Origin of the sequence: Pseudomonas sp. MWU16-30323 (assembly GCF_020515595.1) — a bacterium.
GTDB lineage: Bacteria > Pseudomonadota > Gammaproteobacteria > Pseudomonadales > Pseudomonadaceae > Aquipseudomonas > Aquipseudomonas yamanorum.
Genome location: NZ_JAIWYM010000011.1, coordinates 124,754 through 150,921, shown reverse-complemented (window position 1 = coordinate 150,921; position 26,168 = coordinate 124,754). Strand labels below are relative to the sequence as shown.

Below are 26,168 nucleotides of genomic sequence, written 5' to 3'. Positions count from 1 at the left end.
GCAATTCGCCCCGAAATGGCGCGGCCACGCCCCAGCAAGTGGCTTCAGGGGCGGAACTGGCTGGGTGCTACGCCGCTCCAGCGCACAAAGGCGTGACGGAAACTCGCGGTTTCGCTGAAGCCCAGCGCCTCGGCAATTCGGTAAATGGGCAGTTCATCCTCGCCCAGCAACCGTTTGGCCCGCTCGAAGCGTAGCTCGTCCAGCAACTCCTGATAGCTGCAGCCCAAGTCATGCAGATGCCGGCGTAGCGTGCGGGGGGAGCAGTTCATCTGCTCGGCCAGGCCGTCGAGGCCCGGCGCGGCGCTGAGTTGGCTGGCGAGCAGGTGGCGAATCTTGCCTAGCCAGGCCTGGCGCCCGGTGAACTCGGTGTTTTGCTTGCGGCAGCGCTCGGCCATGGCCTGGTGGGTGACGGCGTCGGCTAAAGGCAGGGGCTGGTCCAGCCAGTTTCGGTCGAAGGCAAACGCGTTGGCGGTGGCGCCGAATTGCAGCGGGCAGGCAAAGCTTTCGGCGTACCGCGCGCGGTAATCCGGGGCGTCGTGTTCAAAGCGCGCCCCCAGCAGCGGCAGGGCATGCCCCAGCAGGTCGTCGCAGATCACCTTCAACGAGGCCAGGCAGAGTTCGACGTTGAATATTTCCAGTGCCGGATTTTCCCGGTAATCCGCGGCGCTGAACCAGATGCGCGTGCCGTCTTCCTCCAGGTCCAGCTCGAAAAGTGTTCCCAGCAGCGCCGGATACCGCAGCGCCAGGCGCAAAGCGTCACCGAAGGTGGCACTGGTGAGCAGTGCGTAACCGAGCATGCCATAGGAAGAAACGTGCATTTGCCGGCCCAGCTCCAGGCCGATATCCCGGCGCAGGGCCACGGCGTTGGCGCACACGCGCATCTCCTGGTTGGTGGTGATGCGGGTGTCGGCGCGGCTCAAGTCCGCCGCGCAGATACCGCTGCCGGCCAGCAAGGCCTCGGCGGGTTGGCCTTCGGCCTTGAAGGTGCTGAGCACCAGCGAGACGGCGTTGAGGGTGGTGAGGTGGGAGTGCAGCATGGGTGCTTCCAGCCAGGGGATGGCTGGAAGAGGAGCAAGTTATATGCCGGTCAGCTCAGTTCGCCGCACAGGTCGAGTTCGACCAGGCGGCGGATTTCGGCGGTGTCCAGCCCGGCGCCGATCAAGGCATTGAGCTTGCCGAATACCGCTTCACGGGTCATCCCGCCACCCGACAACACGCCCACGCCCCGCAAGCGGCTACCGGCTTCGTACACATCCAGCTCCACACCGCCTTCATGGCATTGGGTGATTGCCACCACGACCACGCCGTTATCCTGCGCGCGCTGGAGGCTGGCGAGGAACGGCGGGTTGTCGCTTGGCCCGGTGCCGCTGCCGAAGCATTCCAGCACCAGCGCCTGGATACCGCTGTCGATCAACGCGTCCAATTGCGCGGCGGCGATGCCCGGCACCAACGGCAGCACGCCCACATTGGCCAGCGCCTTGGCCTGGCGGTAATGCAGCGCCGCCGGAATCATGTCCGCCTTGGCCACGCCGCCGTTACGCTGCAACGCGGCAAACGGGTGGCGACCAAAGCTGCGAATTTTTGCGCAGCGGGTTGGGGCCATCAGCGCGCCGTGGAAATACAGTTGCACACCCGGCATCAGGCCTTCGCCCAGGGCTGCCAGCGCACCGCTGACGTTTTCCCAGGCATCACTGTCGGGCACGCCGGCCGGCAACATCGAGCCGGTAAACAGCACCGGTGCGGGCAGGCCCAGCAGTTGGAAACTCATGGCGGCCGCGCTGTAGGCCAGGGTGTCGGTGCCGTGCAGCACGAGTACGGCGTCGCAACCCTCGTCCACCGCCTCGATCACGGCGGCGCGCAGGCGCTGCCAGTAGGCGGGGGTCATGTTCGCACTGTCGATCAGCGGGGACATTTCCCTAAAGCGCCAGGCTGGCATATTCAGTTGGGCGAGGGCTTCGCTCATGCGCGCTTCAAAACCCGAAGCGGGGGCCAGGCCGTTGGCGCTGGCCTGCATGCCGATGGTGCCGCCGGTGTAGAGCACCATGACGTTGTTGGCTGGTTGCATTGAAGAATCTCCTGAACGAAAAACGCCGCCGGGCCCAGAGCATGCCCAAGGCCGGGCGGCGTGTCATCTATCTAGGTTTAGCGTTGCGCTTGAGCGTTCAGTTCTGCGGTCGCTTGAGCGGCTGGCTCAGGCTTCACCGGATTCGCCGGCCAGGCCTTGCGGTCCAGGTCCAGGTCCGGGAACTTGCTGGAATCAAACACCGGGGTCTTGATGCCCGCAGCACGCTGGCCGTCGTAGTCATTCAGGATGCGCATGGCGATCTTGAACAGGAACGCCAGGGCAAACAGGTTGACGAACGCGAGCATGGTCATGGTGATGTCGGCGAAGGCAAACACGGTGCTCAGGTTCTCGATGGAACCCCAGAAAATCAGCACCAGCACCAGCGCGCGGTAGCCCATCAGGACCTTGCGGTTGTCGCCCACGATGAAGCGCAGGTTGCTCTCGCCGAGGTAGTAGTTGTACATGATCGAGGTGAACACGAACAACGCCAGGGCCACCGAGATGAACATCCGGCCCCAGTCACCCACGACCGCCGCCAGGGAGTTCTGGGTCAGGGCAATGCCGTCGCCTTCAAAGCCCGGGGTATAGAAGCCCGAGAGCAGGATCAGCAGCGCGGTGCAGGTGCAGATCACGAAGGTGTCGAGGAACACGCTGAACGCTTGCACCACGCCTTGGGCGATCGGGTGTTCTACCGAAGCGACTGCCGCCACGTTAGGCGCACTGCCCAGGCCGGCTTCGTTGGCGAACACGCCGCGTTTCACGCCCATGATGATCGCGCTGCCCACCAGGCCACCGAAGGCCTGGTCGAGGCCGAAGGCGCTCTTGACGATGGTCGCGAGCATGGCCGGCACGTGGTCGAATTGCAGCACGATCACGTACAGGGTCACCGCGATGTAGACCAGGGTCTTGACCGGCACCAGCAGGTCGGCGATCGAGGCGATACGCTTGATCCCGCCGATGAACACCAGGCCCAGCAGCACAGCCAGGGCCAGGCCGGTGTAGGTGGTGTCGAGGCCAAATGCGTTGTTCAGCGAGTGGGTCACGGCGTGGGCTTGCAGGCCGTTGAAGGCGAAGCCGAAAGTCACCAGCAGCAGGAACGCCATCACCATGCCCAGCCAGCGTTTGTGCAGGCCGTGCTGGATGTAATACGCCGGGCCGCCACGGTAGGTGCCTTCAGCGTCGGTGCGCTTGTAGAGCTGGCCGAGGGAGCACTCGATAAAGCTCGAAGACATGCCCACCAGTGCGGTGACCCACATCCAGAATACGGCGCCCGGGCCACCCAGGGTCACGGCAATGCCGACGCCTGCGATGTTACCGGCACCCACGCGCCCGGCGAGGCTGAGCATCAGCGCCTGGAACGAGCTGAGCTGGCCGGCGCTGCTTTTCAGGCTGTCGCGAAACACCGAAAACATGTGGAAAAAGTGACGCAACTGAACGAAACGCGAGCGGATCGTGAAGTAACCACCGAGCCCGACAATGAGCACGATCAATACTTTCCCTGAGAGGAAGTCGTTGATGACTTCTAGCATGGAGTGTTCCTCGCTGATTTTTCTAATGGCAAACGCAGGACGGTCCGACGCATCGCTCGGCACCAGGCAGTGCACGACGCTTCGCCCCAATCCTTTTGCGGGTGTTGTTATTCATGCGGTTTCGCGCTTCCAGGGTCTCGTTACCGACAACCGCTGACGCGAAGAGGGGCGGCACTATACCTAGGAGTGTGTGATCCGTCTGCACGAGGCGATTAAAGGTTTCAGCCACGGCGTTACGGGCAAGGCGGTTTTGTGGGGCGATCTTGGCGTTTTTATTGGCATCATTTCGCAACCTTGAGGCAAAAAAAAGGGCCTGAAGAACGAGCCTTCAGGCCCTCAAAAGGTGAGAGGTGTCTAGTCCCTCAACCTGGTGAGCGGTGCAACAAACGCTTAGGCCTTCAAGGGGACCAAGCGTGGAGCGATCATGTTTTCGGGGCGCAGGATGTCGTCGAGCATGGCGTCGTCGAGCAAGCCTTCTTCGCGCACCAGTTCCAGCACGCCGCGGCCGCTTTCAAGGGCAATACGGGCGATGCGGGTGGCGTTTTCATAGCCGATGTACGGGTTCAGCGCGGTGACCAGGCCGATGGAGTGCTCCACCAGTTCGCGGCAGCGGGCTTCGTTGGCGGTGATGCCGACGATGCAGTGCTCGCGCAGCATGTCCATGGCGCGTTGCAGCAGGCGGATCGAGTCGAAGATCTTGTAGGCGATCAGCGGCTCCATCACGTTCAGTTGCAGCTGGCCGCCTTCGGCCGCGATGGTCAGTGCCAAGTCGTTACCGATGATCTGGAACGCTACCTGGTTCACGGCTTCCGGGATGACCGGGTTAACCTTGCCGGGCATGATCGAGCTGCCTGGCTGACGCGCTGGCAGGTTGATTTCGTTGATGCCGGTGCGTGGGCCGCTGGACAGCAGGCGCAGGTCGTTGCAGATCTTCGACAGTTTCACCGCGGTACGCTTGAGCATGCCGGAGAACAGCACGAACGCGCCCATGTCGGAGGTGGCTTCGATCAGGTCGGCAGCCGGTACCAGCGGCTGGCCGCTGATGGTTGCCAGGCGTTGCACGGCCAGGGCCTGGTAACGCGGGTCGGCGTTGATGCCGGTGCCGATGGCGGTGCCGCCCAGGTTCACTTCAGTCAGCAGCTCAGGGGCCAGTGTCTTCAGGCGAGCCAGGTCTTCACCGAGGGTGGTGGCGAAGGCGCGGAATTCCTGGCCGAGGGTCATCGGCACGGCGTCTTGCAGCTGGGTACGGCCCATCTTCAGGACGTGGCTGAATTCTTCACCCTTGGCGGCGAACGCCTGGATCAGGCTGTCGAGGCTGGCCAACAGCGCGTCGTGGCCCAGCAGCAGACCCAGGCGGATCGCGGTCGGGTAGGCGTCGTTGGTCGACTGCGCCATGTTCACGTCGTTGTTGGGGTGCAGGTATTGGTATTCGCCCTTGCTGTGGCCCATGGCCTCCAGCGCAATGTTGGCGATGACTTCGTTGGCATTCATGTTGGTTGAAGTGCCAGCGCCGCCTTGAATCATGTCCACCACGAACTCTTCGTGGAAATCGCCGCGGATCAGACGGGCACAGGCTTCGCTGATGGCAGCGTGCTTGGCTTCGCTGAGCTGGCCCAACTCGCGGTTGGCGTCAGCAGCTGCCTGCTTGACCATTGCCAGGCCGACCACCAATTTCGGGTAATGCGAAATCGGAACGCCCGAGAGACGGAAGTTATTCACCGCTCGCAGGGTCTGGATGCCGTAATACGCTTGAGCGGGTACTTCGAGTACGCCAAGCAGGTCTTTTTCTGTGCGGAAAGATGCAGCGGAGGACATGACGGAAATCATCTCGATAGGGACCCGGGCTAGGCCGGAACGCTGTGAATGCTAGGCTTGCGCAAGATTTTGGGCCAATGCTGTTAAACACTGGCCTATGCATAAACGGCATAATGTCGGTGTGACCCCGTTACCATGACGGACGTGTGTGCCAAAATGGTGCGTGCCCCGGGAGGATGTGATGAACCTTGAAAGCAAATGGCTGGAAGACTTTAGCGCCCTGGCTGCCACCCGCAGTTTCTCCCAGGCGGCTGAGCGGCGCTTCGTCACCCAGCCGGCGTTCAGTCGGCGCATCCGTAGCCTCGAGGCTGCGCTGGGGCTGACCCTGGTCAATCGCTCACGCACGCCGGTCGAACTGACGGCGGCGGGGCAGCTGTTCCTGGTCACCGCGCGTACCGTGGTCGAGCAACTGGGTGAAGTGCTCCGCCACCTCCATCACCTGGAAGGCGGGCAGGGCGAGGTCATGCAAGTCGCGGCAGCGCACTCCCTGGCGTTGGGCTTCTTCCCACGCTGGATCGCGCAGTTGCGCAACGAAGGGCTGAATATCGCCACGCGGTTGGTCGCCACCAACGTGGGCGACGCCGTGCATGCCTTGCGTGAAGGCGGCTGCGATTTGATGCTGGCGTTCTACGACCCGGATGCGGCCATGCAGATGGACCCGGAAATCTTCCCGTCGCTGCACCTGGGCAACACCGAGATGCTGCCGGTGTGCGCCGCGGATGCCGACGGCAAGCCGTTGTTCGACCTGGAAGGCGAGGGCAGTGTGCCGTTGCTGGCCTACAGCGCCGGCGCCTTCCTGGGGCGTTCGGTAAACCTGCTGCTGCGTCAGCGGGCGCTGCGCTTCACCACGATTTACGAAACCGCCATGGCCGACAGCCTGAAAAGCATGGCCCTCGAAGGCTTGGGCATTGCCTGGGTGCCGCAGTTGAGCGTGCGCGCCGAGCTGGCCCGGGGTGAACTGGTGGTGTGCGGCGGCCCGCAATGGCATGTGCCGCTGGAGATCCGGTTGTATCGCTGTGCGTTGGTGCGCAAGGCGAATGTGCGGTTGTTGTGGCGCAAGCTGGAAGGTGGAGCGGCGGGTTCGGCGTCCTGAAAAAAAGGGGTGAAAGTCAGCGTACTGACAACCACCCCTTACAGCGTGCCGGATCAACAGTGAATCAAGCGAACTTGTTCAAGTGATTGCGGATATTCTCGCGGTTCTTATCACTGTATCTAAAATCATTGCCGCGCAAGGGGGAGCCGGCATCGACATTCATGAGGGTGTCGTTCCACCAACCGTCATAATTCACCTCTCCGTCGTCATGTGTCGCACCAAACATATGACCAATGGCGTGGGCAATACCTCGGTCGTCCTTCAATGAAGCAATGCCTGTTTTCATATCTGCTGCACCGATTCCGATATGGCCGTTTACACCTTTCGGCGTTACAAACAAATATTTGTGAAGGCGGGACGATTTTTCGGTTGGTAAGTTTTTGCTGTCGCTAGCTAGCATTTGGGCAACTTTTTTTTCTAAAACATCGTGCGCGCTGTCTGGTTTTTTATATTCAAAGTCACGCATAAATGGGTCTTTGTTGACGGTTATCTCAACCTTTCTTCCGGTAGCGTTCTCAATTTCAGTTCTGGCTACATCAAAATTTTTTTGCATGCGTTTGTTATCGGAAACGCTAGCTTTTATATCAGTATGCAGAATGACTTCGATATAAATAGGCTCTTTGGGCTTGGCAGCTGGAGGAGCATTATTTATAGAAGTTACATGGCTAAAGTCGAACACTGATCGGGTTGGAATATTCATGGTGCATGGCTCACGGGTTATATAAGGATTCCCAATAAATCAAGGTTGCCCTTGGATGTAAAACGATGGCATGTGAGCAAATATGAATTTGGTCTTTAATTGACTACTGGATATTTCGAGTAAGGCGTACTTCTTTAATTAATAAACGATAGAGGTTTTTGGCGTTGTGCGTCCCTGACTCTTGAGTCAACTGGCGAGGTTCGGGCCCACGCTGACAGATGGTCATCCCAGGGGCTGTTTATCTGCGTTATTACGGTATACTGCGCGGCCTTCGGCCGGTCCAACCGGCCTTAATTCGTACACCAAGCCACGCCGGATTTTCCCGCGTGGCTTGTTGTTTTTTGACGCGCCTGCGGGCGCCCAGAGAGAAGAGGCACGACGATGAGTGCATTGGTTGGCGTGATCATGGGCTCCAAGTCCGATTGGTCCACCCTTAGCCACACCGCCGATATGCTGGAAAAACTCGGCATTCCCTATGAAGTGAAGGTGGTTTCCGCCCACCGCACTCCGGATTTGCTGTTCCAGTATGCCGATGAAGCAGAATCCCGTGGCATCGAGGTGATTATCGCCGGTGCCGGCGGTGCAGCTCACCTGCCAGGCATGTGTGCGGCCAAGACTCACCTGCCAGTACTTGGCGTGCCGGTGCAGTCGTCGATGCTCTCGGGCGTGGATTCGCTGTTGTCCATCGTGCAGATGCCCGCCGGCATTCCGGTGGCCACCCTGGCGATCGGCAAGGCCGGCGCGATCAACGCAGCCTTGCTGTCCGCCAGTATCCTCGGTGCCAAGCACCCGCAGTTCCACGCGGTGCTGAAAAAATTCCGTGCTGAACAGACAGACAGCGTCCTGGACAATCCAGACCCACGCATTGCCTGAGGTTGTTGACGATGAAAATCGGTGTAATCGGTGGCGGCCAACTGGGCCGCATGCTGGCCCTGGCGGGTACGCCGCTGGGGATGAACTTCGCTTTCCTGGACCCGGCGCCGGACGCCTGCGCGGCTGCGTTGGGTGAACACCTGCGGGCTGACTACAGCGACCCGGATCACCTGCGCCAACTGGCGGATGAAGTCGACCTGGTGACCTTCGAGTTCGAAAGTGTCCCGGCTGAAACCGTGGCCTTCCTGTCGCAGTTCGTGCCGGTGTACCCGAGCGCCGAAGCCTTGCGCATCGCGCGTGACCGTTGGTTCGAGAAGAGTATGTTCAAGGACCTGGGCATCCCGACGCCGGCCTTCGCCGACATCCAGTCCCAGGCCGACCTGGACGCCGCAGTCGCTTCCATCGGCCTGCCGGCCGTGCTGAAGACCCGCACCCTGGGTTACGACGGCAAGGGCCAGAAAGTCCTGCGCACCGCCGCCGATGTGGTCGGTACCTTCGCCGAGCTGGGCAGCGTCGCCTGCCTGCTGGAAGGCTTCGTGCCGTTCACGGGTGAAGTCTCGCTGATCGCCGTGCGTGCCCGGGATGGAGAAACCCGTTTCTACCCGCTGGTACACAACACCCACGACAGCGGCATCCTCAAGCTGTCCGTGGCCAGCACCGACCACCCGCTGCAAGCCCTGGCCGAAGATTATTCGAGCCGTGTGCTGAAGCAGCTGGATTACGTCGGCGTGATGGCGTTCGAGTTCTTTGAAGTCGACGGTGGCCTCAAGGCCAATGAAATCGCCCCGCGCGTGCACAACTCCGGGCACTGGACCACCGAGGGCGCCGAGTGCAGCCAGTTCGAAAACCACCTGCGGGCGGTGGCGGGCTTGCCGTTAGGCTCCACGGCCAAGGTCGGTGAGAGCGCCATGCTCAACTTCATCGGCGTGGTGCCGCCGGTGGATCGCGTGATCGCGATTGATGACTGCCATCTGCATCACTACGGCAAGGCGTTCAAGGCCGGGCGCAAGGTCGGCCACGCCAACCTGCGCTGCAAGGATCGCGCGACGCTGCAAGCGCAGATCCTCAAGGTCGAAGCGCTGATCGCCGAGCAATAACCCAAGGCCGGGCGGGAACCATTGGTACCCGCCACCCTCTGATTGCAGGAAGCCAAAGTCTGACTAGGCTTTGACTTACGTTCAGTTCATTCAGAGGGAAATGCCATGGGTATCATTGGAACCATCTTTATCGGCTTGATCGTCGGCCTGCTGGCGCGTTTCCTGAAACCAGGCGACGACAGCATGGGCTGGATCATGACCATCCTGCTGGGTATCGCCGGTTCGCTGGTTGCGACCTATGGTGGCCAGGCACTGGGTATCTACCAGGCGGGCCAGGGCGCCGGCTTTATCGGTGCACTGATCGGCGCTATCGTGCTGTTGGTGATCTACGGTCTGCTGAAAAAGAAGTAATTTAGCGACCAAGCCCTCTGCGCTGCGCAGGCGCAGAGGGCTAGAATGCCGGCACTGTAATCCTTGCCGAGCCTCTCCATGCGCCGTCTTCTGTTATCCCTTCTTCTATGCACCGGGTTGGCCCACGCTGGCGAACTGCCGGAAACCGACTGGCTGGAACTGATGCCCAAGTCGGACCAGAAAGCCCTCGAAGAAATGCCGGAAATCGATCACAACTCCCCGGAAGCCCAAGGCACCTTCACCGCAAAGGGTGGCCTGAAGCAGAGCAAGGGCTTGCCGGCGGTGATGTATTCCACCAAGACCGTGGCTGCCATGAACGGCAAGAACATCCGCATCGGCGGCTATCCCGTGCCGCTGGAAACCGACGCGAAGGGCCGCAGCACGCTGTTCTTCCTGGTGCCTTACCCGGGCGCCTGCATCCACGTGCCGCCACCGCCGCCCAACCAGTTGGTGCTGGTGCGTTATCCCAAGGGTTTGAAGCTGGATGACATCTACACGCCGCTGTGGGTGACGGGCACGCTGAAGGTGGAAAAGGTCAACAATGACCTGGCCGATGCGGCGTATGCGCTGGATGCGGGGAAAGTGCGGGCGGTCAAAGAGTCGGACTTGTAAGCCGCGACGCCATTCAAAATGTGGGAGCTGGCTTGCCTGCGATGAGGGCCTGACAGTCGACATCTCTGTCGCCTGACACTCCGCTATCGCAGGCAAGCCAGCTCCCACATTTGATTGGGTTTACAGGGTGATACCGCTGATGCTCACGCCCAGGGTATGGCTCTCACCCGGCGCCAGTGTCACCCCATCGTCCAGCACGTTCGCCGTCTCGATGCACAGCATCCCTTGCCAGCCGTCGTCGGCCATGTCGCTGAAAGCCTTGGCGCGTTCGGTCCACGGGTTCCAGATCACCGTCGAGCGCGAGCCTGTGCTGGTGAGTTGGACGCGGCGCTGCCAGTCTTTATCGACGATGTTCAGTTGCGCTGGCGTGTCGAGGTAGATGCGGTCGGTCTCGGCGGTGAAGTGCAGGAGCCCGGATTGCTGCTTGTGGGTCCAACCGTCCGCGGTGTCGATATAGGTTCGCCCGTCCAGGCCGTCGACCTGCACGTTGCGTACGTCGCTGACGGCAAAGTAGCTGTGCAGCGCCTGGCTGAGGCTGACGGTCTCGGTACCACGGTTATGGCTGGTCAGGCGGATGTGCAGTTGATCATCCAGAAGGATGCTCATCTTCAAGTCGACCTGATGCGGCCAACCTGGGAAGCCACCTTCAGGCACCGGCAGTTCCAGTTCAACCCGCAACGCCGTGCCTTCAGCTTCAACACCAGCCAATGTCCAGTCGGCGGTCCGCACGAAACCATGCGCCCCAGCCGGCTCGTCACCCTGGTACATCGCCTTGACGCTTTGCGGGTTGCGGTCGAACACGCCAAACCATGGCCAGCACACCGGCACGCCGGTACGAATGCCTTTGCCTTTCTTGAACACCACCTGATCGTTGGGCCAGATGATTGGCTTCTCGCCATCGCGCTGATAGCTGACGATATGCGCGCCTTGCTGGGCCACCACCAATTCGGCGCCGTTATGGCGGATGCGCCACGCGTTCAGCTCATCCAGTTTTACGGTTTCAACGTTGGGCGTAGACATAGGCACGCGCTCTCAATGGCAGACAATGGGGCAATGGACCGTCAAAACGTCGCGATGTTTAACGCGCCCGTGACGGAACCGACCGGGTGCGACCGCTGCCATCAATGGCAACGAACACAAACACCGCCTCGGTGACTTTGCGCCATTCGCTGGACAGCGGGTCGTCGCTCCACACTTCGACCATCATCTGGATCGAGCTGCGGCCGATTTCCAGGGCCTGGGTATAGAAGGACAACTGCGCGCCGACGGCCACCGGCACCAGGAATGCCATGCGGTCAATCGCTACGGTGGCGACGCGGCCACCGGCCACCTTGCTCGCCATGGCGGTGCCGGCCAGGTCCATCTGCGCGACCAGCCAGCCGCCGAAGATATCGCCGAAACCGTTGGTTTCACGCGGGAGTGCGGTGATTTGCAGGGCGAGATCGCCTTGCGGGATAGGATCTTCTTGTTCGAGTTCGATCATGCCGGTGCCTCTGACCCGTGACGCTTTATGGGTATTTCAAGTGGATAGCCGTCTCTGGAAAAACGTTTCAGCACCAACATACACCGCTCGATGCGTTTCTCGTAAGGCGTACTAAAGGGAAACTCTGCCAAATCGGCTGGCGGGCAGCCAACGGCGTTTTGGCACAGCAGCCCCTCAAGGATGCGGGTCTGGCGCTTGCAGTGGCCGAGTATATCGAGCCGTCGGCGCCACGACGACCTCCCGGCGCTCATTTGGTCGGTAAATAGAGGCTGTATCGCGGCTTTTTCCGGCAACTGTGCTCCTGCCCATGCTAATTGCGCTTCTGCTACCGGAATATTTCGCTTATCTGAACGGTTAACGGCCCAACGCTGTGCTTTTTCGAGCGATTTGCTATCTTGGCAAGCCTGCCGCAAGTCCCGGGCTTGCCGTCCTGACTCCTATAAGAGAAGCCTTGCCATGTCCTCCGTGCCCGCAAGCAGTGCGCAACCCTCGCGCCCGCTGACCCGCAACGACTACAAAACCCTGTCGCTGTCTGCCTTGGGCGGGGCGCTGGAGTTCTACGACTTCATCATTTTCGTGTTTTTTGCCACGGTGGTCGGGAAACTGTTTTTCCCTGCCGAGATGCCCGAATGGCTGCGCATGATGCAGACCTTCGGCATCTTCGCGGCAGGCTACCTGGCGCGGCCGTTGGGCGGGATCATCATGGCGCACTTCGGTGACCTGCTGGGTCGCAAGAAGATGTTCACCCTGAGCATCTTCATGATGGCCGTGCCGACCCTGATCATGGGCCTGCTGCCGACCTATGCGCAGATCGGCCTGTGGGCGCCGATCCTGTTGCTGCTGATGCGCGTGATCCAGGGCGCGGCGATTGGCGGTGAAGTGCCAGGCGCGTGGGTGTTCGTTTCCGAGCACGTGCCGCCGCGTCACATCGGGTATGCCTGCGGCACCCTGACCAGCGGCCTCACTGCCGGCATTCTCCTGGGTTCGCTGGTGGCCACTGCCATCAACACCCTTTATAGCCCGGAGCAGGTGTCGGATTACGCCTGGCGGATTCCGTTCCTCCTGGGTGGTGTGTTCGGCCTGTTGTCGGTGTACCTGCGTCGCTGGCTGCACGAAACCCCGATCTTCGCCGAGATGCAGCAGCGCAAGACCCTGGCCGCCGAGCTGCCATTGCGCGCCGTGTTGCGTGACCACCGTGGTGCCATCGTGTTGTCGATGCTGCTGACCTGGTTGCTCTCGGCCGGTGTGGTCGTCGTTATCCTGATGACGCCGACCGTGCTGCAAACGGTCTACCACTTCAGCCCTACCGTGGCGCTGCAGGCCAATAGCCTGGCCATCGTCACCCTGAGCCTGGGGTGTATTGCCTCCGGGGCCCTGGCCGACCGCTTCGGTGCCGGGCGTGTGCTGATCATCGGTTGCGCGCTGTTGCTGGCAACGTCCTGGACGCTCTATCACAGCCTGATGGCTCACCCGGACTGGCTGTTTCCGTTGTACGCCTTGACCGGCCTGTTTGTAGGCACTATCGGTGTGGTGCCCTATGTCATGGTGAAAGCGTTCCCGCCAGTGGTGCGTTTCAGTGGTTTGTCGTTCTCCTATAACGTCGCCTATGCCGTATTCGGTGGACTGACACCCTTAGCGGTGTCGCTGCTGATGAAGGAAAGCCCGATGGGCCCCGCTTACTACGTTGCTGTCCTGTGCGTGATGGGGATGGCCGTGGGTGGGTACCTGTGGAAGCGTGGGCGCTGACAGGTCTTTGAAAACTGACGGATAACCTTGTGGCGAGGGAGCTTGCTCCCGTTGAACTGCGCAGCAGTTCCATTTATGGGGGCGCTACGCGACCCGCGGGAGCAAGCGCCCTCGCCACAGATTTTGCCTTAGAACGATTACAGATTGTTTCCACGAAATCGCTCCAACCTCCTCGCCAAGCCCCGGATTTATTGACGTTTCTCCTTCCTGTCAGCTTTTTCATAAATGCTGGCCTTTCATCTAATTGTCATATTCCAGACATAGAGTGTTCACACGGCCTACCGATACTTGGCCCCGATCCAACTATCCCTATCTGCTAGGAGCAAGGCATGAAACTGAAACGTTTGATGGCGGCAATGACTTTTGTCGCTGCTGGCGTTGCGACCGCTAACGCGGTAGCCGCTGGTGTTGACCCGGCAATTCCGGCTTACGTGAAGACCACTGGTGTGTCGGGCAACCTGTCCAGCGTTGGTTCCGATACCCTGGCAAACCTGATGACCCTGTGGGCTGAGGGTTACAAAAAGGAATACCCGAACGTCAACATCCAGATTCAGGCCGCCGGCTCCGCCACTGCACCTCCTGCGCTGACTGAAGGCACCTCCAACCTGGGCCCGATGAGCCGCAAGATGAAGGACACCGAACTGGCTGCCTTCGAGCAGAAGTACGGCTACAAGCCAACCGCTATCCCGGTTGCCGTGGATGCCCTGGCCGTGTTTGTGCACAAGGACAACCCGATCCAGCACCTGACCATGGAACAAGTCGACGCGATCTTCTCCTCGACTCGTCTGTGCGGCGCCAAAGCTGACGTCAAGACCTGGGGCGACCTGGGCGTGACCGGCGACCTGGCCAACAAGCCAGTGCAACTGTTCGGTCGTAACTCGGTATCCGGCACCTACGGCTACTTCAAGGAAGAAGCCCTGTGCAAAGGCGACTACAAACCTAACGTGAACGAACAACCTGGTTCGGCGTCGGTTGTGCAGTCCATCAGCTCCTCGCTGAACGGTATCGGTTACTCGGGCATCGGTTACAAAACCGCCAGCGTGAAGACTGTCGCCCTGGCCAAGAAAGGCAGCACTGACTTCATCGAAGACAGCGAAGAAAACGCCCTGAACGGCAAATACCCGCTGTCGCGCTTCCTCTACGTCTACGTCAACAAAGCCCCGAACAAGCCTCTGGCCCCGCTGGAAGCCGAGTTCGTGAAGCTGGTTCTGTCCAAACAGGGCCAGGAAGTTGTAGTGAAAGACGGCTACATCCCGCTGCCAGCCAAAGTTGCCGCCAAGGCACTGGCTGACCTGGGTCTGAAAGAAGGTGGCAAATAAGCCTCCGGTAAACCTGCCTTGAACCGGGGTTTACTCACGGTTCAGGGCCTGGGCGGGGTCTGTAAGACCTGGACCTCGCCTCCCATTTTTTAATCCGCTGCCAGCCCTGCTACGCGGCGGATTTCTTGCGTCACTGCATTGTCATCTTTCTGTCATACAGGATCGCTAGGGTGTGCGCATGAATGATCTGGCCAATTCCACCATGACGACGACTTCTCCCCCCAAGCGCATTGATTTCAATACGCCTGAACTGCAACGCAAGCGCCGTATGCGCGCGCTCAAGGATCGCCTGACCCGCTGGTATGTGCTGATTGGCGGCCTCGCCGTCCTGGGCGCGATCACCTTGATCTTCTTCTTCCTCGCCTATGTGGTCGCGCCACTGTTCCACGGCGCCAACCTGACCAAGGAAGACGCCCTGGCGCCTGCCTGGCTGCAGGACGCCGGCAAACCGCTGATGATCTCCATGGAAGAACAGAACCAGGTCGCCATGCGGGTTTCCGACAAAGGCCAGGCGCTGTTCTTCAACGTTGACACGGGGGCCGAACTCAAGCGCGTTGACCTGCCGTTGCCGGCGGGTGTGACAGTCGCCTCCATTGGTGAAGATCAGCCCGGCAGCCCGCTGGTGATCCTCGGCCTGTCCAACGGCCAGTCCCTGGTGTTCCGTCACACCTATAAAGTGTCGTACCCGGACGGCAAGAAGACCATCTCCCCAGCTGTCGAATACCCTTACGGCGAAACGCCGATCGTCCTCGACGAACAAGGCCGCTCCCTTGAGCACGTCGCCTTGAACGCGACCGACTCGACGCTGGTGGTGGCCGGTTCCAGTGGTGCTCATCTGAACGTGCTGTCCATCAGCCGTGAAGAAAACATGATGACCGAGGAAGTCACCACCGAGCAGAAGCGCATTGAACTGCCGCAAATGACCGAGCCGGTGAAAGCCATCTTCGTTGATCCACGCCAGCAGTGGCTGTACGTGATCAACGGCCGCGCCCAGGCCGACGTGTTCAGCCTGCGGGACAAGAGCCTCAACGGTCGCTACAAATTGTTGGACGACGGCGTGGCACAAGTCACGGCCAGCACCCAACTGGTAGGCGGCATCTCGCTGATCATCGGTAACTCCAGCGGTGGCCTGGCGCAATGGTTCATGGCCCGTGACCCGGACGGCGAACAACGCCTGAAGCAGATTCGTACTTTCCAGATGGGCACCGCGCCTATCGTTGAAATCACCGCTGAAGAACGTCGCAAAGGCTTCACCGCCCTCGACGCTTCCGGCAAGTTCGGCGTGTTCCACAGCACCGCCCACCGTACATTGCTGGTGGACCAGGTGGTCGATGGCACCGGCCTCTTCGGCATGTCGCCACGGGCCAACCGGGTGATCGTCGAAGCCGGTGGCAAGCTGCAACCGCTGCTGCTGGACAACCCGCACCCGGAAGTTTCCTGGAGCGCGCTGTGGAGCAAGGTCTGGTACGAAAACTACGACGAGCCTAAATACGTCTGGCAATCGACCGCCGCCAACACCGACTTCGAACCCAAGATGAGCCTGGCGCCCCTGACCTTCGGTACCCTGAAGGCCGCGTTCTACGCCATGCTGCTGGCGGCGCCACTGGCTGTCGCCGCTGCGATCTACACCGCCTACTTCATGGCCCCGAGCCTGCGCCGCAAGGTCAAGCCGGTGATCGAGTTGATGGAAGCGATGCCGACGGTGATCCTCGGCTTCTTCGCCGGCCTGTTCCTGGCGCCGTATGTCGAAGGGCATTTGCCGGGGATTTTCAGCCTGCTGATGCTGCTTCCGATTGGCATCCTGGTGGCCGGCTTCATCTTCAGCCGCCTGCCTGAGTCGATCCGCCTGCGGGTCCCGGATGGCTGGGAAAGCGCAATCCTGATCCCGGTGATCCTGTTTGTGGGCTGGCTCTCGCTGTACATGAGCCCGTACCTGGAAACCTGGTTCTTCGGTGGCGACATGCGCATGTGGATCTCCCACGATCTGGGGATTACCTACGACCAGCGCAACGCCCTGGTCGTCGGCCTGGCCATGGGTTTTGCGGTGATCCCGAACATCTACTCCATCGCCGAAGACGCCGTGTTCAGCGTGCCGCGCGGCCTGACCCTGGGCTCCCTGGCCCTGGGTGCCACGCCATGGCAGACCATGACGCGTGTGGTGATCCTGACCGCCAGCCCGGGCATCTTCTCGGCGCTGATGATCGGCATGGGTCGCGCGGTCGGTGAAACCATGATCGTGCTGATGGCCACCGGCAACACGCCGGTGATGGAGATGAACCTGTTTGAAGGCCTGCGCACCCTGGCGGCCAACGTCGCAGTGGAAATGCCCGAATCGGAAGTCGGCGGCAGCCACTACCGCGTGCTGTTCCTCTCGGCGCTGGTGCTGCTGCTGTTCACCTTCATCATGAACACCCTCGCCGAGCTGATTCGTCAGCGTCTGCGCAAGAAATACTCGTCGCTTTAAGAAAGGTAGAAGTCTGTGAAACAGAACTCCCTGAATGGATGGTTCAAGAGCGGCGCCCCAGGCGTCTGGATCAGCGGTGGCGCGGTGTCCATCGCGGTCATCATGACCATTGGTTTGCTGGCCGTGATTGCCGTGCGTGGCCTGGGCCACTTCTGGCCGGCCGACCTGATCCAGGCCAGCTACAACGTGCCGGGCCAGGAAAACCATATCGTCGTCGGCGAAGTGGTGCAGAAAGAAGAAGTGCCCCGCGAGCGTCTGAAAAGCGCTGGTTTGCCGGTGCCAGACCAAGGCCCGGAGTTCATGACTCGCGAGCTGATCAAGGTCGGCAACCGGGACTTGAACGGCAACGACTTCACCTGGATCGTCGGCGAGTGGCTGACCAACCAGACCAAGCCGGTCGAGTTGATGGCCATCGAGCGTCGTGAGTGGGGCAACTTCTACGGCACCCTGGTCAACGTCAAGCAGGACGGCAAGGTCATCGCTGAAGGTGAAGCGGCCTGGCCGGAACTGCAAGCCCGTGTGGACCGCGTCAACAAGCTCGCGGCCCAGCTCAAGACCCTTGAGAAGTCCGACATCGGCGCCATCAACGCTGGCCTCGAACGCATCCGCCTGCACGGTCGCAAGCTGGAGCTGGAAGGCAAGCTGGACGCCACCGCCCAGGCCGACATGGACAGCGGCCGCGCCGAACTGAACAACCGCTACAAAGACATCGAAGCCCGCCTGGCGGACCTGCACTCCCAGTTCAACCGCGACAGCCTCACCGCCCGCGATGCCAACGGCAAAGAAATCGAAATCGGCATCGGCAAGGTGGTGCATGCCTACCAGCCGAACGCCATGGGTTACATGACCAAGGTCGGCTTCTACTTCAGCAAGGTCTGGGAATTCCTCAGCGACGACCCGCGGGAAGCGAACACCGAAGGCGGGATTTTCCCGGCGATTTTCGGCACCGTGATGATGACCCTGATCATGGCGATGATCGTGACCCCGTTCGGCGTGCTGGCGGCGGTGTACCTGCGTGAATACGCCAAGCAGAACACCCTGACGCGGATCATCCGTATCGCCGTGAACAACCTGGCCGGTGTACCCGCCATCGTTTACGGCGTATTCGGCCTCGGCTTCTTTGTGTACGTACTGGGCGGCTCGGTCGACCGGCTGTTCTTCGCCGAAGCCTTGCCGGCACCGACCTTCGGTACGCCTGGCCTGCTCTGGGCGTCCCTGACCCTGGCGCTGCTGGCGGTACCCGTGGTGATCGTGGCCACCGAAGAAGGCCTGGCGCGGATCCCTCGCACCGTACGTGAAGGCTCTTTGGCACTGGGCGCGACCAAGGCGGAAACGCTGTGGAAGATCGTGCTGCCGATGGCCAGCCCGGCGATGATGACCGGCATGATCCTCGCCGTGGCCCGCGCCGCCGGTGAAGTGGCGCCGCTGATGCTGGTGGGTGTGGTGAAACTGGCACCGTCGCTGCCGGTGGACGGCAACTACCCGTACCTGCACCTGGACCAGAAGATCATGCACTTGGGCTTCCATATCTATGACGTCGGCTTCCAGAGCCCCAACGTCGAGGCCGCACGGCCGCTGGTGTACGCCACCGCCTTGCTGCTGGTGCTGGTGATCGCCACGCTCAACCTGTCGGCGGTGTGGATTCGTAACCACCTGCGCGAAAAATACAAAGCGTTGGACAGTTAATTGAAGTGAACGCGGACTAAATGTGGGAGCGGGCTTGCTCGCGAATGCGGTGTATCAGTAATACATGGGTCAACTGACCTGACGCCTTCGCGAGCAAGCCCGCTCCCACAAAACGAATTGGTAGCACAGGGAGCATCCCATGCAACATGAAACCCATTCCCACGGCATCAACATGTCAGCCCTGGGTCGCGACAAGCAGAGCCTGAGCCTGGCCCAGGAAACCGTGGCCATCGAAGTCCCGGGCTTGAGCCTGTACTACGGCGACAAGCAGGCGCTGTATGACGTCAGCATGAACATCCCGAAGCAGCGCGTGACCGCCTTCATCGGCCCGTCCGGCTGCGGCAAGTCGACCCTGCTGCGCACTTTCAACCGGATGAATGATCTGGTGGACGGCTGCCGCGTCGAGGGCGCGATCAACCTGTACGGCACCAACATCTACCGCAAGGGCGAAGACGTGGCCGAGCTGCGCCGCCGGGTGGGCATGGTGTTCCAGAAGCCCAACCCGTTTCCCAAGACCATCTATGAAAACGTGGTCTACGGCCTGCGTATCCAGGGCATCAACAAGAAACGCATTCTCGACGAAGCCGTGGAGTGGGCATTGAAAGGCGCGGCACTGTGGGACGAGGTCAAGGACCGCCTGCACGAGTCGGCCCTCGGTTTGTCCGGCGGCCAGCAGCAACGTCTGGTGATCGCCCGCACCATCGCCGTGGAGCCGGAAGTGCTGCTGCTCGACGAACCCTGCTCGGCACTCGACCCGATTTCCACGCTGAAAGTCGAAGAGCTGATCTACGAACTCAAATCCAAGTTCACCATCGTCATCGTGACCCACAACATGCAACAGGCGGCGCGGGTTTCCGACTACACCGCGTTCATGTACATGGGCAAACTGGTGGAATTTGGCGACACCGATACCCTGTTCACCAACCCGGCGAAGAAGCAGACCGAAGACTACATCACCGGTCGCTACGGCTAGCAGGTGGCTGGTTGCTCACTGAACTGATGCTGCGGTCGACCGCACCTTACTGGACGTTCCAAGGACGCCAACATGATTAGCAAAGAAGGCCTTACCCATCACATCTCCGCGCAGTTCAACGCCGAGCTTGAGGAAGTGCGCAGCCACCTCCTGGCCATGGGCGGTCTGGTGGAGAAGCAAGTCAACGACGCGGTCACCGCGCTGATCGAGGCCGACTCCGGCCTGGCCCAGCAAGTGCGCGAGATCGATGACCAGATTAACCAGATGGAACGCAACATCGACGAGGAATGCCTGCGCATCCTGGCCCGTCGTCAGCCGGCGGCATCCGACTTGCGTTTGATCATCAGCATTTCCAAGTCGGTGATCGACCTGGAGCGTATCGGCGACGAAGCCACCAAGATCGCTCGCCGCGCCATCCAGTTGTGCGAAGAAGGCGAAGCGCCGCGCGGGTACGTCGAAGTGCGTCATATCGGTGACCAGGTCCGCAACATGGTTCGCGATGCCCTCGACGCGTTTGCCCGCTTCGACGCCGAACTGGCATTGTCGGTGGCCCAGTACGACAAGACCATCGACCGTGAGTACAAGACCGCCCTGCGTGAACTGGCGACTTATATGATGGAAGACCCGCGTTCTATCTCGCGGGTATTGAGCATCATCTGGGTGCTGCGTTCGCTGGAGCGTATCGGTGATCACGCGCGCAATATCTCGGAACTGGTGATCTACCTGGTCCGTGGTACCGACGTGCGGCACATGGGCCTCAAGCGCATGAAAGCAGAAGTTGAAGGCACAACCGATCAAATCCCTAATGTTCCGGGCGTTCCTGACGATAAGTAAGATTGCCCGAGAAATAAACGCCCGGCCTTTGGTCGGGCGTTTTCGTTTGTGGCGGTGGAATTTTTGGCAAAACGCCATCAGCGAAGCGTTATGCTTGCCGGGGTTTTTATAGGATGAAGGGTCGATGAGCAAAGTCAGTGTATTGGTGGTGGATGACGCCTCGTTTATTCGCGACCTGGTGAAGAAGTGCCTGCGTAACTACTTCCCGGGGATCAAGATCGAAGACGCGGTGAACGGCAAAAAGGCCCAGGCCATCCTGATGCGCGAAACCTTCGACATGGTGCTGTGCGACTGGGAAATGCCGGAAATGTCCGGCCTGGAGCTGTTGACCTGGTGCCGTGAGCAGCCTCATCTCAAAGCCATGCCGTTTGTCATGGTGACCAGCCGTGGCGACAAGGAAAACGTGGTGCAGGCGATCCAGGCCGGGGTTTCAGGCTACGTCAGCAAGCCCTTCACTAACGAGCAGTTGCTGAACAAGGTCAAGCAGGCACTGAACAAGATCGGCCGCCTCGACGCGCTGATCGCCAGCGCGCCGACCAAGATGAACTCGGCGTTCGGCAATGACTCCCTGAGCGCCCTGACCGGCGGCAAGCCTGAAGCGCTCAAGCCGGCTCCGGTGGCCGCACCGAGCAAAGGCCTGCTCAACAGCCAGCCGGTGCAGGCTGCTGCGGTAGCGTCGCCAGCCGGTGGTCGTGGCCAGGGCCAGCTGCGCCTGTCCAGTGGCACCCAGCAATGTGTGATCAAGGCCCTGAGCATCAAGGAGGCGCTGCTGGTGGTGCGTCGCGGTGAAATCCTGCCCCAGGTCCTGGAAAGCGCTGTGCTCGACCTAGAGCAGGGTGAAAACGCCGAGGTGGCCCGTCTCAACGGCTACCTGCACGCTGTTGTCGCCTACGAACCCAAGCCTGACAGTGACTGGCTGCAACTGACCTTCCGGTTTATCGACCAGGATGCGCAGAAGCTCGACTACATCTCGCGGCTGATCGCCCGTGGGACCGCACAGAAGCATTTTGTGCCGGGTGCGTGACAAGGTTAACGCTTTACCTGTGGCGAGGGAGCTTGCTCCCGCTGGCTGCGCAGCAGCCCTGAAAACAGTCTGTTCTGCAGAATCACGGTGACTTTATCGGGGCCGCTTCGCGCCCCAACGGGAGCAAGCTCCCTCGCCACACAAGCGCCCTCGCCACAGGGCCAGTGGACGGTTCACATAGCATTGTCATGATCCCTTGTTAGCCTGCCATTCAGTCGTCCCTGGCAGGCCAACCGATGCTCGTGCGCTCACTGCTGTGCTGTGGACTGTTCGCCGTCGTCATGCCGGCGATGTCCATGACCCTCTACAAATCCATCGACGCTGACGGCGTTGTGGTCTTCAGCGACCGATACACGCCCGGGGCGCAGGCGTTTGTGTATCAGGAGCGGGTAATTCCCAAGCCTTTATTCCCTCCGCAGCCTGCATCCTATCGCTATCCATTACCCTGGCGTGGCGGTCCGTTCCGTCTCACCCAAGGCCCCAACGGCACCTTCAGCCACTCCGAACTCAAAAGCCGCTATGCGATGGACATCGCCATGCCCGAAGGCACGCCGATCATTGCGGCACGCGCAGGTGTGGTGCTGAAAACCGAGAACGGTCAGAGCGGCCGTGGAAGTGATCCATCGGGCAATTTCGTGCGGGTCCAGCACGATGACGGCACCCAGGGCGTGTACCTGCACCTCAAGCAAGGGTCGGTCAGCGTCAGGGAAGGGCAGCGCGTGGCGGTAGGCAGCCCGCTGGCGTTGTCGGGCAATACCGGCAACAGCAGCGGGCCGCATCTGCATTTTGTGGTGCAGCGCACGACGGCGCTGGGGCTGGTGTCGATTCCCTATGAATTCAACCAGCCGGTGCAGGCGTTGCCCAATTTTGCATTGGGCACGCGGTAAGGCTTAATCCAGCAACAGCACCTTGGCCAACACGATCTTCGGCCCTTTCATCTTCTTGATGATGATGCGCAGGCCTTCGACTTCCAGCACTTCTTCCTCTTCCGGCACCCGTTTCAGGGTGTCGTAGATCAGCCCGGCCAGGGTTTCGGCCTCGATGTGGTCCAGGTCTACGCCCAACAGGCGCTCCACCTTGAACAGCGGCGTGTCGCCACGCACCAGCAATTTGCCCGGCTGGTAAGCGAGGATGCCGCGCTCGGCCTTGCGGTGTTCGTCCTGGATGTCGCCTACCAGCACTTCCAGCACGTCTTCCATGGTCAGGTAGCCGATGACCTTGCCGTCGGCTTCTTCCACCAGGGCGAAGTGCGCGCCGCCTTTACGGAACTGCTCGAGCAGTTGCGACAGCGGCATGTGGCGCGATACGCGCTCCAGCGGGCGGGTCAGCTCGGCCAGGTTGAACGACTCGGGAATGTGGTCCAGGGCCGCCAGTTCCAGCAGCAGGTCCTTGATGTGCAGCAGGCCGACGAACTCGTTGCGCACGGCGTCGTACACCGGGTAGCGGCTGAACTTGTGGCGACGGAACAGCGCCAGGATTTCCTTGAGCGGGGCGTTGAAGTCCAGGGTCACCAGGTCTTCCCGGGAGTTGGCCCAGTCCACCACTTCCAGCTCACCCATTTCCACGGCGGAGGCCAGCACGCGCATCCCTTGGTCGCTCGGGTCCTGGCCACGGCTGGAGTGCAGGATCAGTTTCAGTTCTTCGCGGCTGTAATGGTGCTCGTGGTGCGGGCCAGGCTCGCCTTGGCCGGCGATGCGCAGGATGGCGTTGGCACTGGCGTTGAGCAGGTAGATCGCCGGGTACATGGCCCAGTAGAACAGGTACAGCGGCACGGCGGTCCACAGCGACAGCAACTCGGGCTTGCGAATGGCCCAGGACTTGGGCGCCAGTTCACCGACCACGATGTGCAGGTACGAGATGACGAAGAAGGCGGCAAAGAACGACACGCCCTTGATCACTTCTGGCGACTGCACGCCGATCGCGCCGAGCAAGGGCTCGAGGATGTGCGCAAAGGCCGGCTCACCGACCCAGCCCAGGCCCAGTGAGGCGAGGGTGATACCCAACTGACAGGCCGACAGGTAGGCGTCGAGCTGGCTGTGTACGGTGCGCAGGATCTGCCCGCGCCAGCCGTTCTTGTGGGCGATGGCCTCGACCCGGGTCGAGCGCAGTTTGACCATGGCAAATTCCGCCGCAACGAAAAAGCCGTTGAGCAGTACCAGGATCAGTGCAAAAAGAATCATGCCGAAGTCGGCGAAGAGTGTCGCGAGGGTGATGCCAGGGGAAGGGTCCATGATGGGGTTTTGCGGGTTCCGTCTAATCAAAAAGGGTGAGCAGGTGGGCCTGAAAGGCAGGCGCAAGTCCGCCAATGTAGCGGCTGACGGGGCGCTTGCCTAGTGGCGGCTGCCGGGTGGAGGGTCACTCGTCCTGATGAATGACCCGTGAACGTGTCATCTGTGCCGGCGGGAAATGGCAGGTAAAGGTACTGCCATGGCCCAACACACTGCTGATTTCCAGCCGCGCGCGATGGCGCAGCAACACATGCTTGACGATGGCCAGGCCGAGCCCGGTGCCGCCGGTGTTGGAGTTGCGGCTGGAGTCGACGCGGTAGAAGCGCTCGGTGAGACGCGGCAAATGCTTGGCGTCGATGCCCATCCCGGAGTCCTGCACACTGAGGTGCGCGCCCTGGTCGTCGGCCCACCAGCGGATGCGGATGTTGCCCTTGTCCTGGGTATATTTGACAGCGTTGAACACCAGGTTGGAAAACGCGCTGCGCAACTCGCCCTCACTGCCCTTGAGCAGGATCGATGGGTCGGCTTCGAGGGTAATTTGCTGTTCACGCTGCCCGGACAATGCCTGGGCGTCGCTCTTGATGGTCTGCAACAGGCTTTGCACCGGCACCGGGTGGTTGTCCGAGGGGTAATCGGTGGCTTCCAGCTTGGCCAGCAACAGCAGGTCGTTGAGCAGGGTTTGCATGCGCGAGCCTTGCTGCTGCATCTGTTGCAGGGCACGGGTCCAGCGCGGGTTCACGTCTTCAACGTTATCGAGCAGCGTCTCCAGATAACCGCAGATCACCGTCAGCGGCGTGCGCAGTTCGTGGGAGACGTTGGCGACGAAGTCCTTGCGCATCTGTTCCAACTGATGGATGCGCGTGACATCGCGCACCAGCATCAAATGTTCGTTATTGCCGTATCGCGTCAGGTACAGCTGGATGCGCACGCGGTCGTTGGTGGGTGACGGAATTTCCAGGGCTTCTTCGTAGTTGTCCTGTTCGAAGTACTCCTTGAAACGCGGGTGGCGCACCAGGTTGGTCACCGGCTGGCCGCTGTCCTGGGGCGTCTTGAGGCCCAGCAGGGTTTCTGCGGCGCGGTTCCACCATTCCAGGTTGCCGTCGCTGTCGAGCATGATGACGGCGTCTTTCAGCGCGGCCGTGGACTCCTGCACCCGGTCGATCACGGCTTGCAGGCGCCCGCGTACGCGTTGGTCGCGGCGTTGCAGATGGTAGATGCTGTCGAACACCTCGCCCCACAGGCCGTAACCGTCGGGTGGTGCTTCATCAGGTTTATGCTGGCGCAGCCACTCGTGAAGGCGCAGCAATTGTTTGAGGGTCCAGCCCAGGTAAACGCCCAGGCCGACGGCCAGGCTCCAGCCGTAATAGCCGCTGACCAGGCCCACCAGCAGGCAGCCAGTGATCAACAGGAGCATGTGGCGGATCAGGGTGCCATACCAGTTTTGATTCACTTAAACACGCGTCCTTTCAGCTGTCTGTGCAGTTCAGTCTGGCTCAGCCTTTGGTTGAAAACCGGTAGCCGGTGCCGCGCACGGTTTGTACCAGATTCTCGTAAGCGTCGCCCAAGGCTTTGCGCAGGCGGCGGATATGCACGTCGACGGTGCGCTCCTCGACATACACGTTGCCGCCCCAGACCTGGTCCAGCAGTTGGCCGCGGGTGTAGGCGCGCTCCTGATGGGTCATGAAGAATTGCAGCAGGCGGTATTCGGTGGGGCCCATCTCGGCGGGTTTGCCGTCGATGGTCACGCGGTGGCTGATAGGGTCCAGAATCAGGCCGTCGACTTCGATAGGCGCTTCGCCATCGGTTGGGCCGGCACGGCGCAGAACAGCTTTCAGACGGGCGACCAGTTCCCGTGGGGAAAAGGGCTTGGTGATGTAGTCATCGGCGCCGACTTCCAGGCCCTGGATCTTGTTGTCCTCTTCGCCCTTGGCGGTGAGCATGATGATCGGGATATCCCCGGTCAGTTCGTCACGCTTGAGGCGGCGGGCCAGTTCAATGCCGGAGGTGCCGGGCAGCATCCAGTCCAGCAGGATCAGGTCCGGCTTGCGGTCGACGATAATGGCATGGGCCTGCTGGGAGTTCTCCGCCTCCAGGCAGTCATAGCCGGCCATTTCCAACGCAACGGCGATCATCTCGCGAATGGGCGCTTCGTCGTCAACGATCAGAATGCTCCTGCCAACCATGCTAAATCCTCTTGTCATTTAACTGTCTTGCGCCGCATTAGATAACGGAATTATTGCAGTCGTGTGACAGTAATTTAGTCGCTTGGGCAATCC

23 protein-coding genes are annotated in these 26,168 nt (G+C 60.9%); 13 read left to right on the top strand and 10 right to left on the bottom strand.

The genetic code is table 11. The annotated features are described in order from the left end of the window. Positions 1-44: 44 nt before the first annotated feature. The 4 genes from LIY45_RS15565 to aspA form a co-directional block, all read right to left on the bottom strand. The gene (locus LIY45_RS15565) at positions 45-1,037 is read right to left on the bottom strand and encodes an AraC family transcriptional regulator (RefSeq protein ID WP_017476763.1); all 993 of its coding nucleotides are present in this window, start codon (positions 1,035-1,037) and stop codon (positions 45-47) included. A gap of 50 nt (positions 1,038-1,087) precedes the next feature. Further along, complete coding sequence (locus LIY45_RS15560; protein WP_226476836.1) at positions 1,088-2,065, bottom strand: asparaginase; 978 nt, start codon at positions 2,063-2,065, stop codon at positions 1,088-1,090. Positions 2,066-2,142: 77 nt separating this feature from the next. Beyond that, entirely contained in the window at positions 2,143-3,594 is a 1,452-nt protein-coding gene (locus tag LIY45_RS15555) for an alanine/glycine:cation symporter family protein (RefSeq protein ID WP_003213417.1), read from the bottom strand. Between the two features lie 390 nt (positions 3,595-3,984). Continuing rightward, on the bottom strand, positions 3,985-5,409 hold the full coding sequence (gene aspA, locus LIY45_RS15550) for an aspartate ammonia-lyase (protein WP_003213415.1): 1,425 nt from the start codon (positions 5,407-5,409) through the stop codon (positions 3,985-3,987). A 181-nt stretch (positions 5,410-5,590) separates the two neighbouring features. On the opposite strand from aspA, the gene LIY45_RS15545 reads away from it, so the two are divergent. Further along, on the top strand, positions 5,591-6,502 hold the full coding sequence (locus LIY45_RS15545; RefSeq protein ID WP_226476835.1) for a LysR substrate-binding domain-containing protein: 912 nt from the start codon (positions 5,591-5,593) through the stop codon (positions 6,500-6,502). Positions 6,503-6,566: 64 nt separating this feature from the next. Here LIY45_RS15545 and LIY45_RS15540 read toward each other — a convergent pair whose 3' ends face one another. Next, positions 6,567-7,202: a hypothetical protein gene (locus LIY45_RS15540; RefSeq protein WP_226476834.1), complete on the bottom strand. Its 636-nt coding sequence runs from the start codon at positions 7,200-7,202 to the stop codon at positions 6,567-6,569. A 381-nt stretch (positions 7,203-7,583) separates the two neighbouring features. Here LIY45_RS15540 and purE point away from each other — a divergent pair, with 381 nt between their 5' ends. The 4 genes from purE to LIY45_RS15520 all read left to right on the top strand — a co-directional run bounded on the left by purE (position 7,584) and on the right by LIY45_RS15520 (position 10,135). Next, the gene (purE, locus tag LIY45_RS15535; RefSeq protein WP_003195648.1) at positions 7,584-8,075 is read left to right on the top strand and encodes a 5-(carboxyamino)imidazole ribonucleotide mutase; all 492 of its coding nucleotides are present in this window, start codon (positions 7,584-7,586) and stop codon (positions 8,073-8,075) included. Positions 8,076-8,086: 11 nt separating this feature from the next. Continuing rightward, complete coding sequence (locus LIY45_RS15530; protein ID WP_017476761.1) at positions 8,087-9,172, top strand: 5-(carboxyamino)imidazole ribonucleotide synthase; 1,086 nt, start codon at positions 8,087-8,089, stop codon at positions 9,170-9,172. Between the two features lie 105 nt (positions 9,173-9,277). Beyond that, on the top strand, positions 9,278-9,523 hold the full coding sequence (locus tag LIY45_RS15525) for a GlsB/YeaQ/YmgE family stress response membrane protein (RefSeq protein ID WP_017476760.1): 246 nt from the start codon (positions 9,278-9,280) through the stop codon (positions 9,521-9,523). A 78-nt stretch (positions 9,524-9,601) separates the two neighbouring features. Further along, the gene (locus LIY45_RS15520) at positions 9,602-10,135 is read left to right on the top strand and encodes a DUF3299 domain-containing protein (protein ID WP_023659290.1); all 534 of its coding nucleotides are present in this window, start codon (positions 9,602-9,604) and stop codon (positions 10,133-10,135) included. Between the two features lie 120 nt (positions 10,136-10,255). Here LIY45_RS15520 and LIY45_RS15515 read toward each other — a convergent pair whose 3' ends face one another. After that, positions 10,256-11,155 (bottom strand): D-hexose-6-phosphate mutarotase, encoded by a 900-nt coding sequence (locus tag LIY45_RS15515; protein WP_226476833.1) that lies wholly within the window; start codon positions 11,153-11,155, stop codon positions 10,256-10,258. A 58-nt stretch (positions 11,156-11,213) separates the two neighbouring features. Next, positions 11,214-11,618: an acyl-CoA thioesterase gene (locus LIY45_RS15510; RefSeq protein WP_003176975.1), complete on the bottom strand. Its 405-nt coding sequence runs from the start codon at positions 11,616-11,618 to the stop codon at positions 11,214-11,216. 456 nt (positions 11,619-12,074) lie between these two features. Between LIY45_RS15510 and LIY45_RS15505 the strand changes: the two genes are divergently transcribed. The 8 genes from LIY45_RS15505 (at position 12,075) to LIY45_RS15470 (ending at position 22,551) form a co-directional block, all read left to right on the top strand. Continuing rightward, positions 12,075-13,364, top strand: coding sequence for an MFS transporter (locus LIY45_RS15505; RefSeq protein ID WP_063033811.1), 1,290 nt, complete (start codon positions 12,075-12,077; stop codon positions 13,362-13,364). A 329-nt stretch (positions 13,365-13,693) separates the two neighbouring features. After that, on the top strand, positions 13,694-14,683 hold the full coding sequence (locus LIY45_RS15500; protein ID WP_003213401.1) for a phosphate ABC transporter substrate-binding protein PstS: 990 nt from the start codon (positions 13,694-13,696) through the stop codon (positions 14,681-14,683). A 178-nt stretch (positions 14,684-14,861) separates the two neighbouring features. Next, positions 14,862-17,147, top strand: a complete 2,286-nt coding sequence (locus LIY45_RS15495) for an ABC transporter permease subunit (RefSeq protein ID WP_226476832.1) — start codon at positions 14,862-14,864, stop codon at positions 17,145-17,147. Between the two features lie 15 nt (positions 17,148-17,162). Continuing rightward, positions 17,163-18,833: a phosphate ABC transporter permease PstA gene (gene pstA, locus LIY45_RS15490; protein ID WP_226476831.1), complete on the top strand. Its 1,671-nt coding sequence runs from the start codon at positions 17,163-17,165 to the stop codon at positions 18,831-18,833. 139 nt (positions 18,834-18,972) lie between these two features. After that, on the top strand, positions 18,973-19,806 hold the full coding sequence (pstB, locus tag LIY45_RS15485; RefSeq protein WP_017476754.1) for a phosphate ABC transporter ATP-binding protein PstB: 834 nt from the start codon (positions 18,973-18,975) through the stop codon (positions 19,804-19,806). Between the two features lie 72 nt (positions 19,807-19,878). Beyond that, positions 19,879-20,640, top strand: a complete 762-nt coding sequence (gene phoU / locus LIY45_RS15480) for a phosphate signaling complex protein PhoU (RefSeq protein ID WP_003213392.1) — start codon at positions 19,879-19,881, stop codon at positions 20,638-20,640. Positions 20,641-20,764: 124 nt separating this feature from the next. Further along, positions 20,765-21,664, top strand: coding sequence for a response regulator (locus LIY45_RS15475; protein WP_017476753.1), 900 nt, complete (start codon positions 20,765-20,767; stop codon positions 21,662-21,664). Positions 21,665-21,900: 236 nt separating this feature from the next. After that, a complete protein-coding gene (locus LIY45_RS15470) occupies positions 21,901-22,551 on the top strand; it encodes a M23 family metallopeptidase (RefSeq protein WP_226476830.1) in 651 nt (216 codons plus the stop codon). A gap of 3 nt (positions 22,552-22,554) precedes the next feature. Here the strand turns inward: LIY45_RS15470 and LIY45_RS15465 are convergent, their stop codons facing one another. The 3 genes from LIY45_RS15465 to phoB form a co-directional block, all read right to left on the bottom strand. Further along, positions 22,555-23,895, bottom strand: a complete 1,341-nt coding sequence (locus LIY45_RS15465) for a hemolysin family protein (RefSeq protein WP_003213385.1) — start codon at positions 23,893-23,895, stop codon at positions 22,555-22,557. Between the two features lie 124 nt (positions 23,896-24,019). Next, the gene (gene phoR, locus LIY45_RS15460) at positions 24,020-25,306 is read right to left on the bottom strand and encodes a phosphate regulon sensor histidine kinase PhoR (RefSeq protein ID WP_207198305.1); all 1,287 of its coding nucleotides are present in this window, start codon (positions 25,304-25,306) and stop codon (positions 24,020-24,022) included. A gap of 79 nt (positions 25,307-25,385) precedes the next feature. After that, complete coding sequence (phoB, locus tag LIY45_RS15455; protein ID WP_003195617.1) at positions 25,386-26,075, bottom strand: phosphate regulon transcriptional regulator PhoB; 690 nt, start codon at positions 26,073-26,075, stop codon at positions 25,386-25,388. Positions 26,076-26,168 lie beyond the last annotated feature (93 nt).

Excerpts from the sequence above, each read along its gene's own strand:
- LIY45_RS15565 (WP_017476763.1), bottom strand. The coding sequence starts at position 1,037 with ATGCTGCACTCCCACCTCACCACCCTCAACGCCGTCTCGCTGGTGCTC.
- LIY45_RS15560 (WP_226476836.1), bottom strand. The coding sequence starts at position 2,065 with ATGCAACCAGCCAACAACGTCATGGTGCTCTACACCGGCGGCACCATC.
- LIY45_RS15555 (WP_003213417.1), bottom strand. The coding sequence starts at position 3,594 with ATGCTAGAAGTCATCAACGACTTCCTCTCAGGGAAAGTATTGATCGTG.
- aspA (WP_003213415.1), bottom strand. The coding sequence starts at position 5,409 with ATGTCCTCCGCTGCATCTTTCCGCACAGAAAAAGACCTGCTTGGCGTA.
- LIY45_RS15545 (WP_226476835.1), top strand. The coding sequence starts at position 5,591 with ATGAACCTTGAAAGCAAATGGCTGGAAGACTTTAGCGCCCTGGCTGCC.
- LIY45_RS15540 (WP_226476834.1), bottom strand. The coding sequence starts at position 7,202 with ATGAATATTCCAACCCGATCAGTGTTCGACTTTAGCCATGTAACTTCT.
- purE (WP_003195648.1), top strand. The coding sequence starts at position 7,584 with ATGAGTGCATTGGTTGGCGTGATCATGGGCTCCAAGTCCGATTGGTCC.
- LIY45_RS15530 (WP_017476761.1), top strand. The coding sequence starts at position 8,087 with ATGAAAATCGGTGTAATCGGTGGCGGCCAACTGGGCCGCATGCTGGCC.
- LIY45_RS15525 (WP_017476760.1), top strand. The coding sequence starts at position 9,278 with ATGGGTATCATTGGAACCATCTTTATCGGCTTGATCGTCGGCCTGCTG.
- LIY45_RS15520 (WP_023659290.1), top strand. The coding sequence starts at position 9,602 with ATGCGCCGTCTTCTGTTATCCCTTCTTCTATGCACCGGGTTGGCCCAC.
- LIY45_RS15515 (WP_226476833.1), bottom strand. The coding sequence starts at position 11,155 with ATGTCTACGCCCAACGTTGAAACCGTAAAACTGGATGAGCTGAACGCG.
- LIY45_RS15510 (WP_003176975.1), bottom strand. The coding sequence starts at position 11,618 with ATGATCGAACTCGAACAAGAAGATCCTATCCCGCAAGGCGATCTCGCC.
- LIY45_RS15505 (WP_063033811.1), top strand. The coding sequence starts at position 12,075 with ATGTCCTCCGTGCCCGCAAGCAGTGCGCAACCCTCGCGCCCGCTGACC.
- LIY45_RS15500 (WP_003213401.1), top strand. The coding sequence starts at position 13,694 with ATGAAACTGAAACGTTTGATGGCGGCAATGACTTTTGTCGCTGCTGGC.
- LIY45_RS15495 (WP_226476832.1), top strand. The coding sequence starts at position 14,862 with ATGAATGATCTGGCCAATTCCACCATGACGACGACTTCTCCCCCCAAG.
- pstB (WP_017476754.1), top strand. The coding sequence starts at position 18,973 with ATGCAACATGAAACCCATTCCCACGGCATCAACATGTCAGCCCTGGGT.
- phoU (WP_003213392.1), top strand. The coding sequence starts at position 19,879 with ATGATTAGCAAAGAAGGCCTTACCCATCACATCTCCGCGCAGTTCAAC.
- LIY45_RS15475 (WP_017476753.1), top strand. The coding sequence starts at position 20,765 with ATGAGCAAAGTCAGTGTATTGGTGGTGGATGACGCCTCGTTTATTCGC.
- LIY45_RS15470 (WP_226476830.1), top strand. The coding sequence starts at position 21,901 with ATGCTCGTGCGCTCACTGCTGTGCTGTGGACTGTTCGCCGTCGTCATG.
- LIY45_RS15465 (WP_003213385.1), bottom strand. The coding sequence starts at position 23,895 with ATGGACCCTTCCCCTGGCATCACCCTCGCGACACTCTTCGCCGACTTC.
- phoR (WP_207198305.1), bottom strand. The coding sequence starts at position 25,306 with ATGCTCCTGTTGATCACTGGCTGCCTGCTGGTGGGCCTGGTCAGCGGC.
- phoB (WP_003195617.1), bottom strand. The coding sequence starts at position 26,075 with ATGGTTGGCAGGAGCATTCTGATCGTTGACGACGAAGCGCCCATTCGC.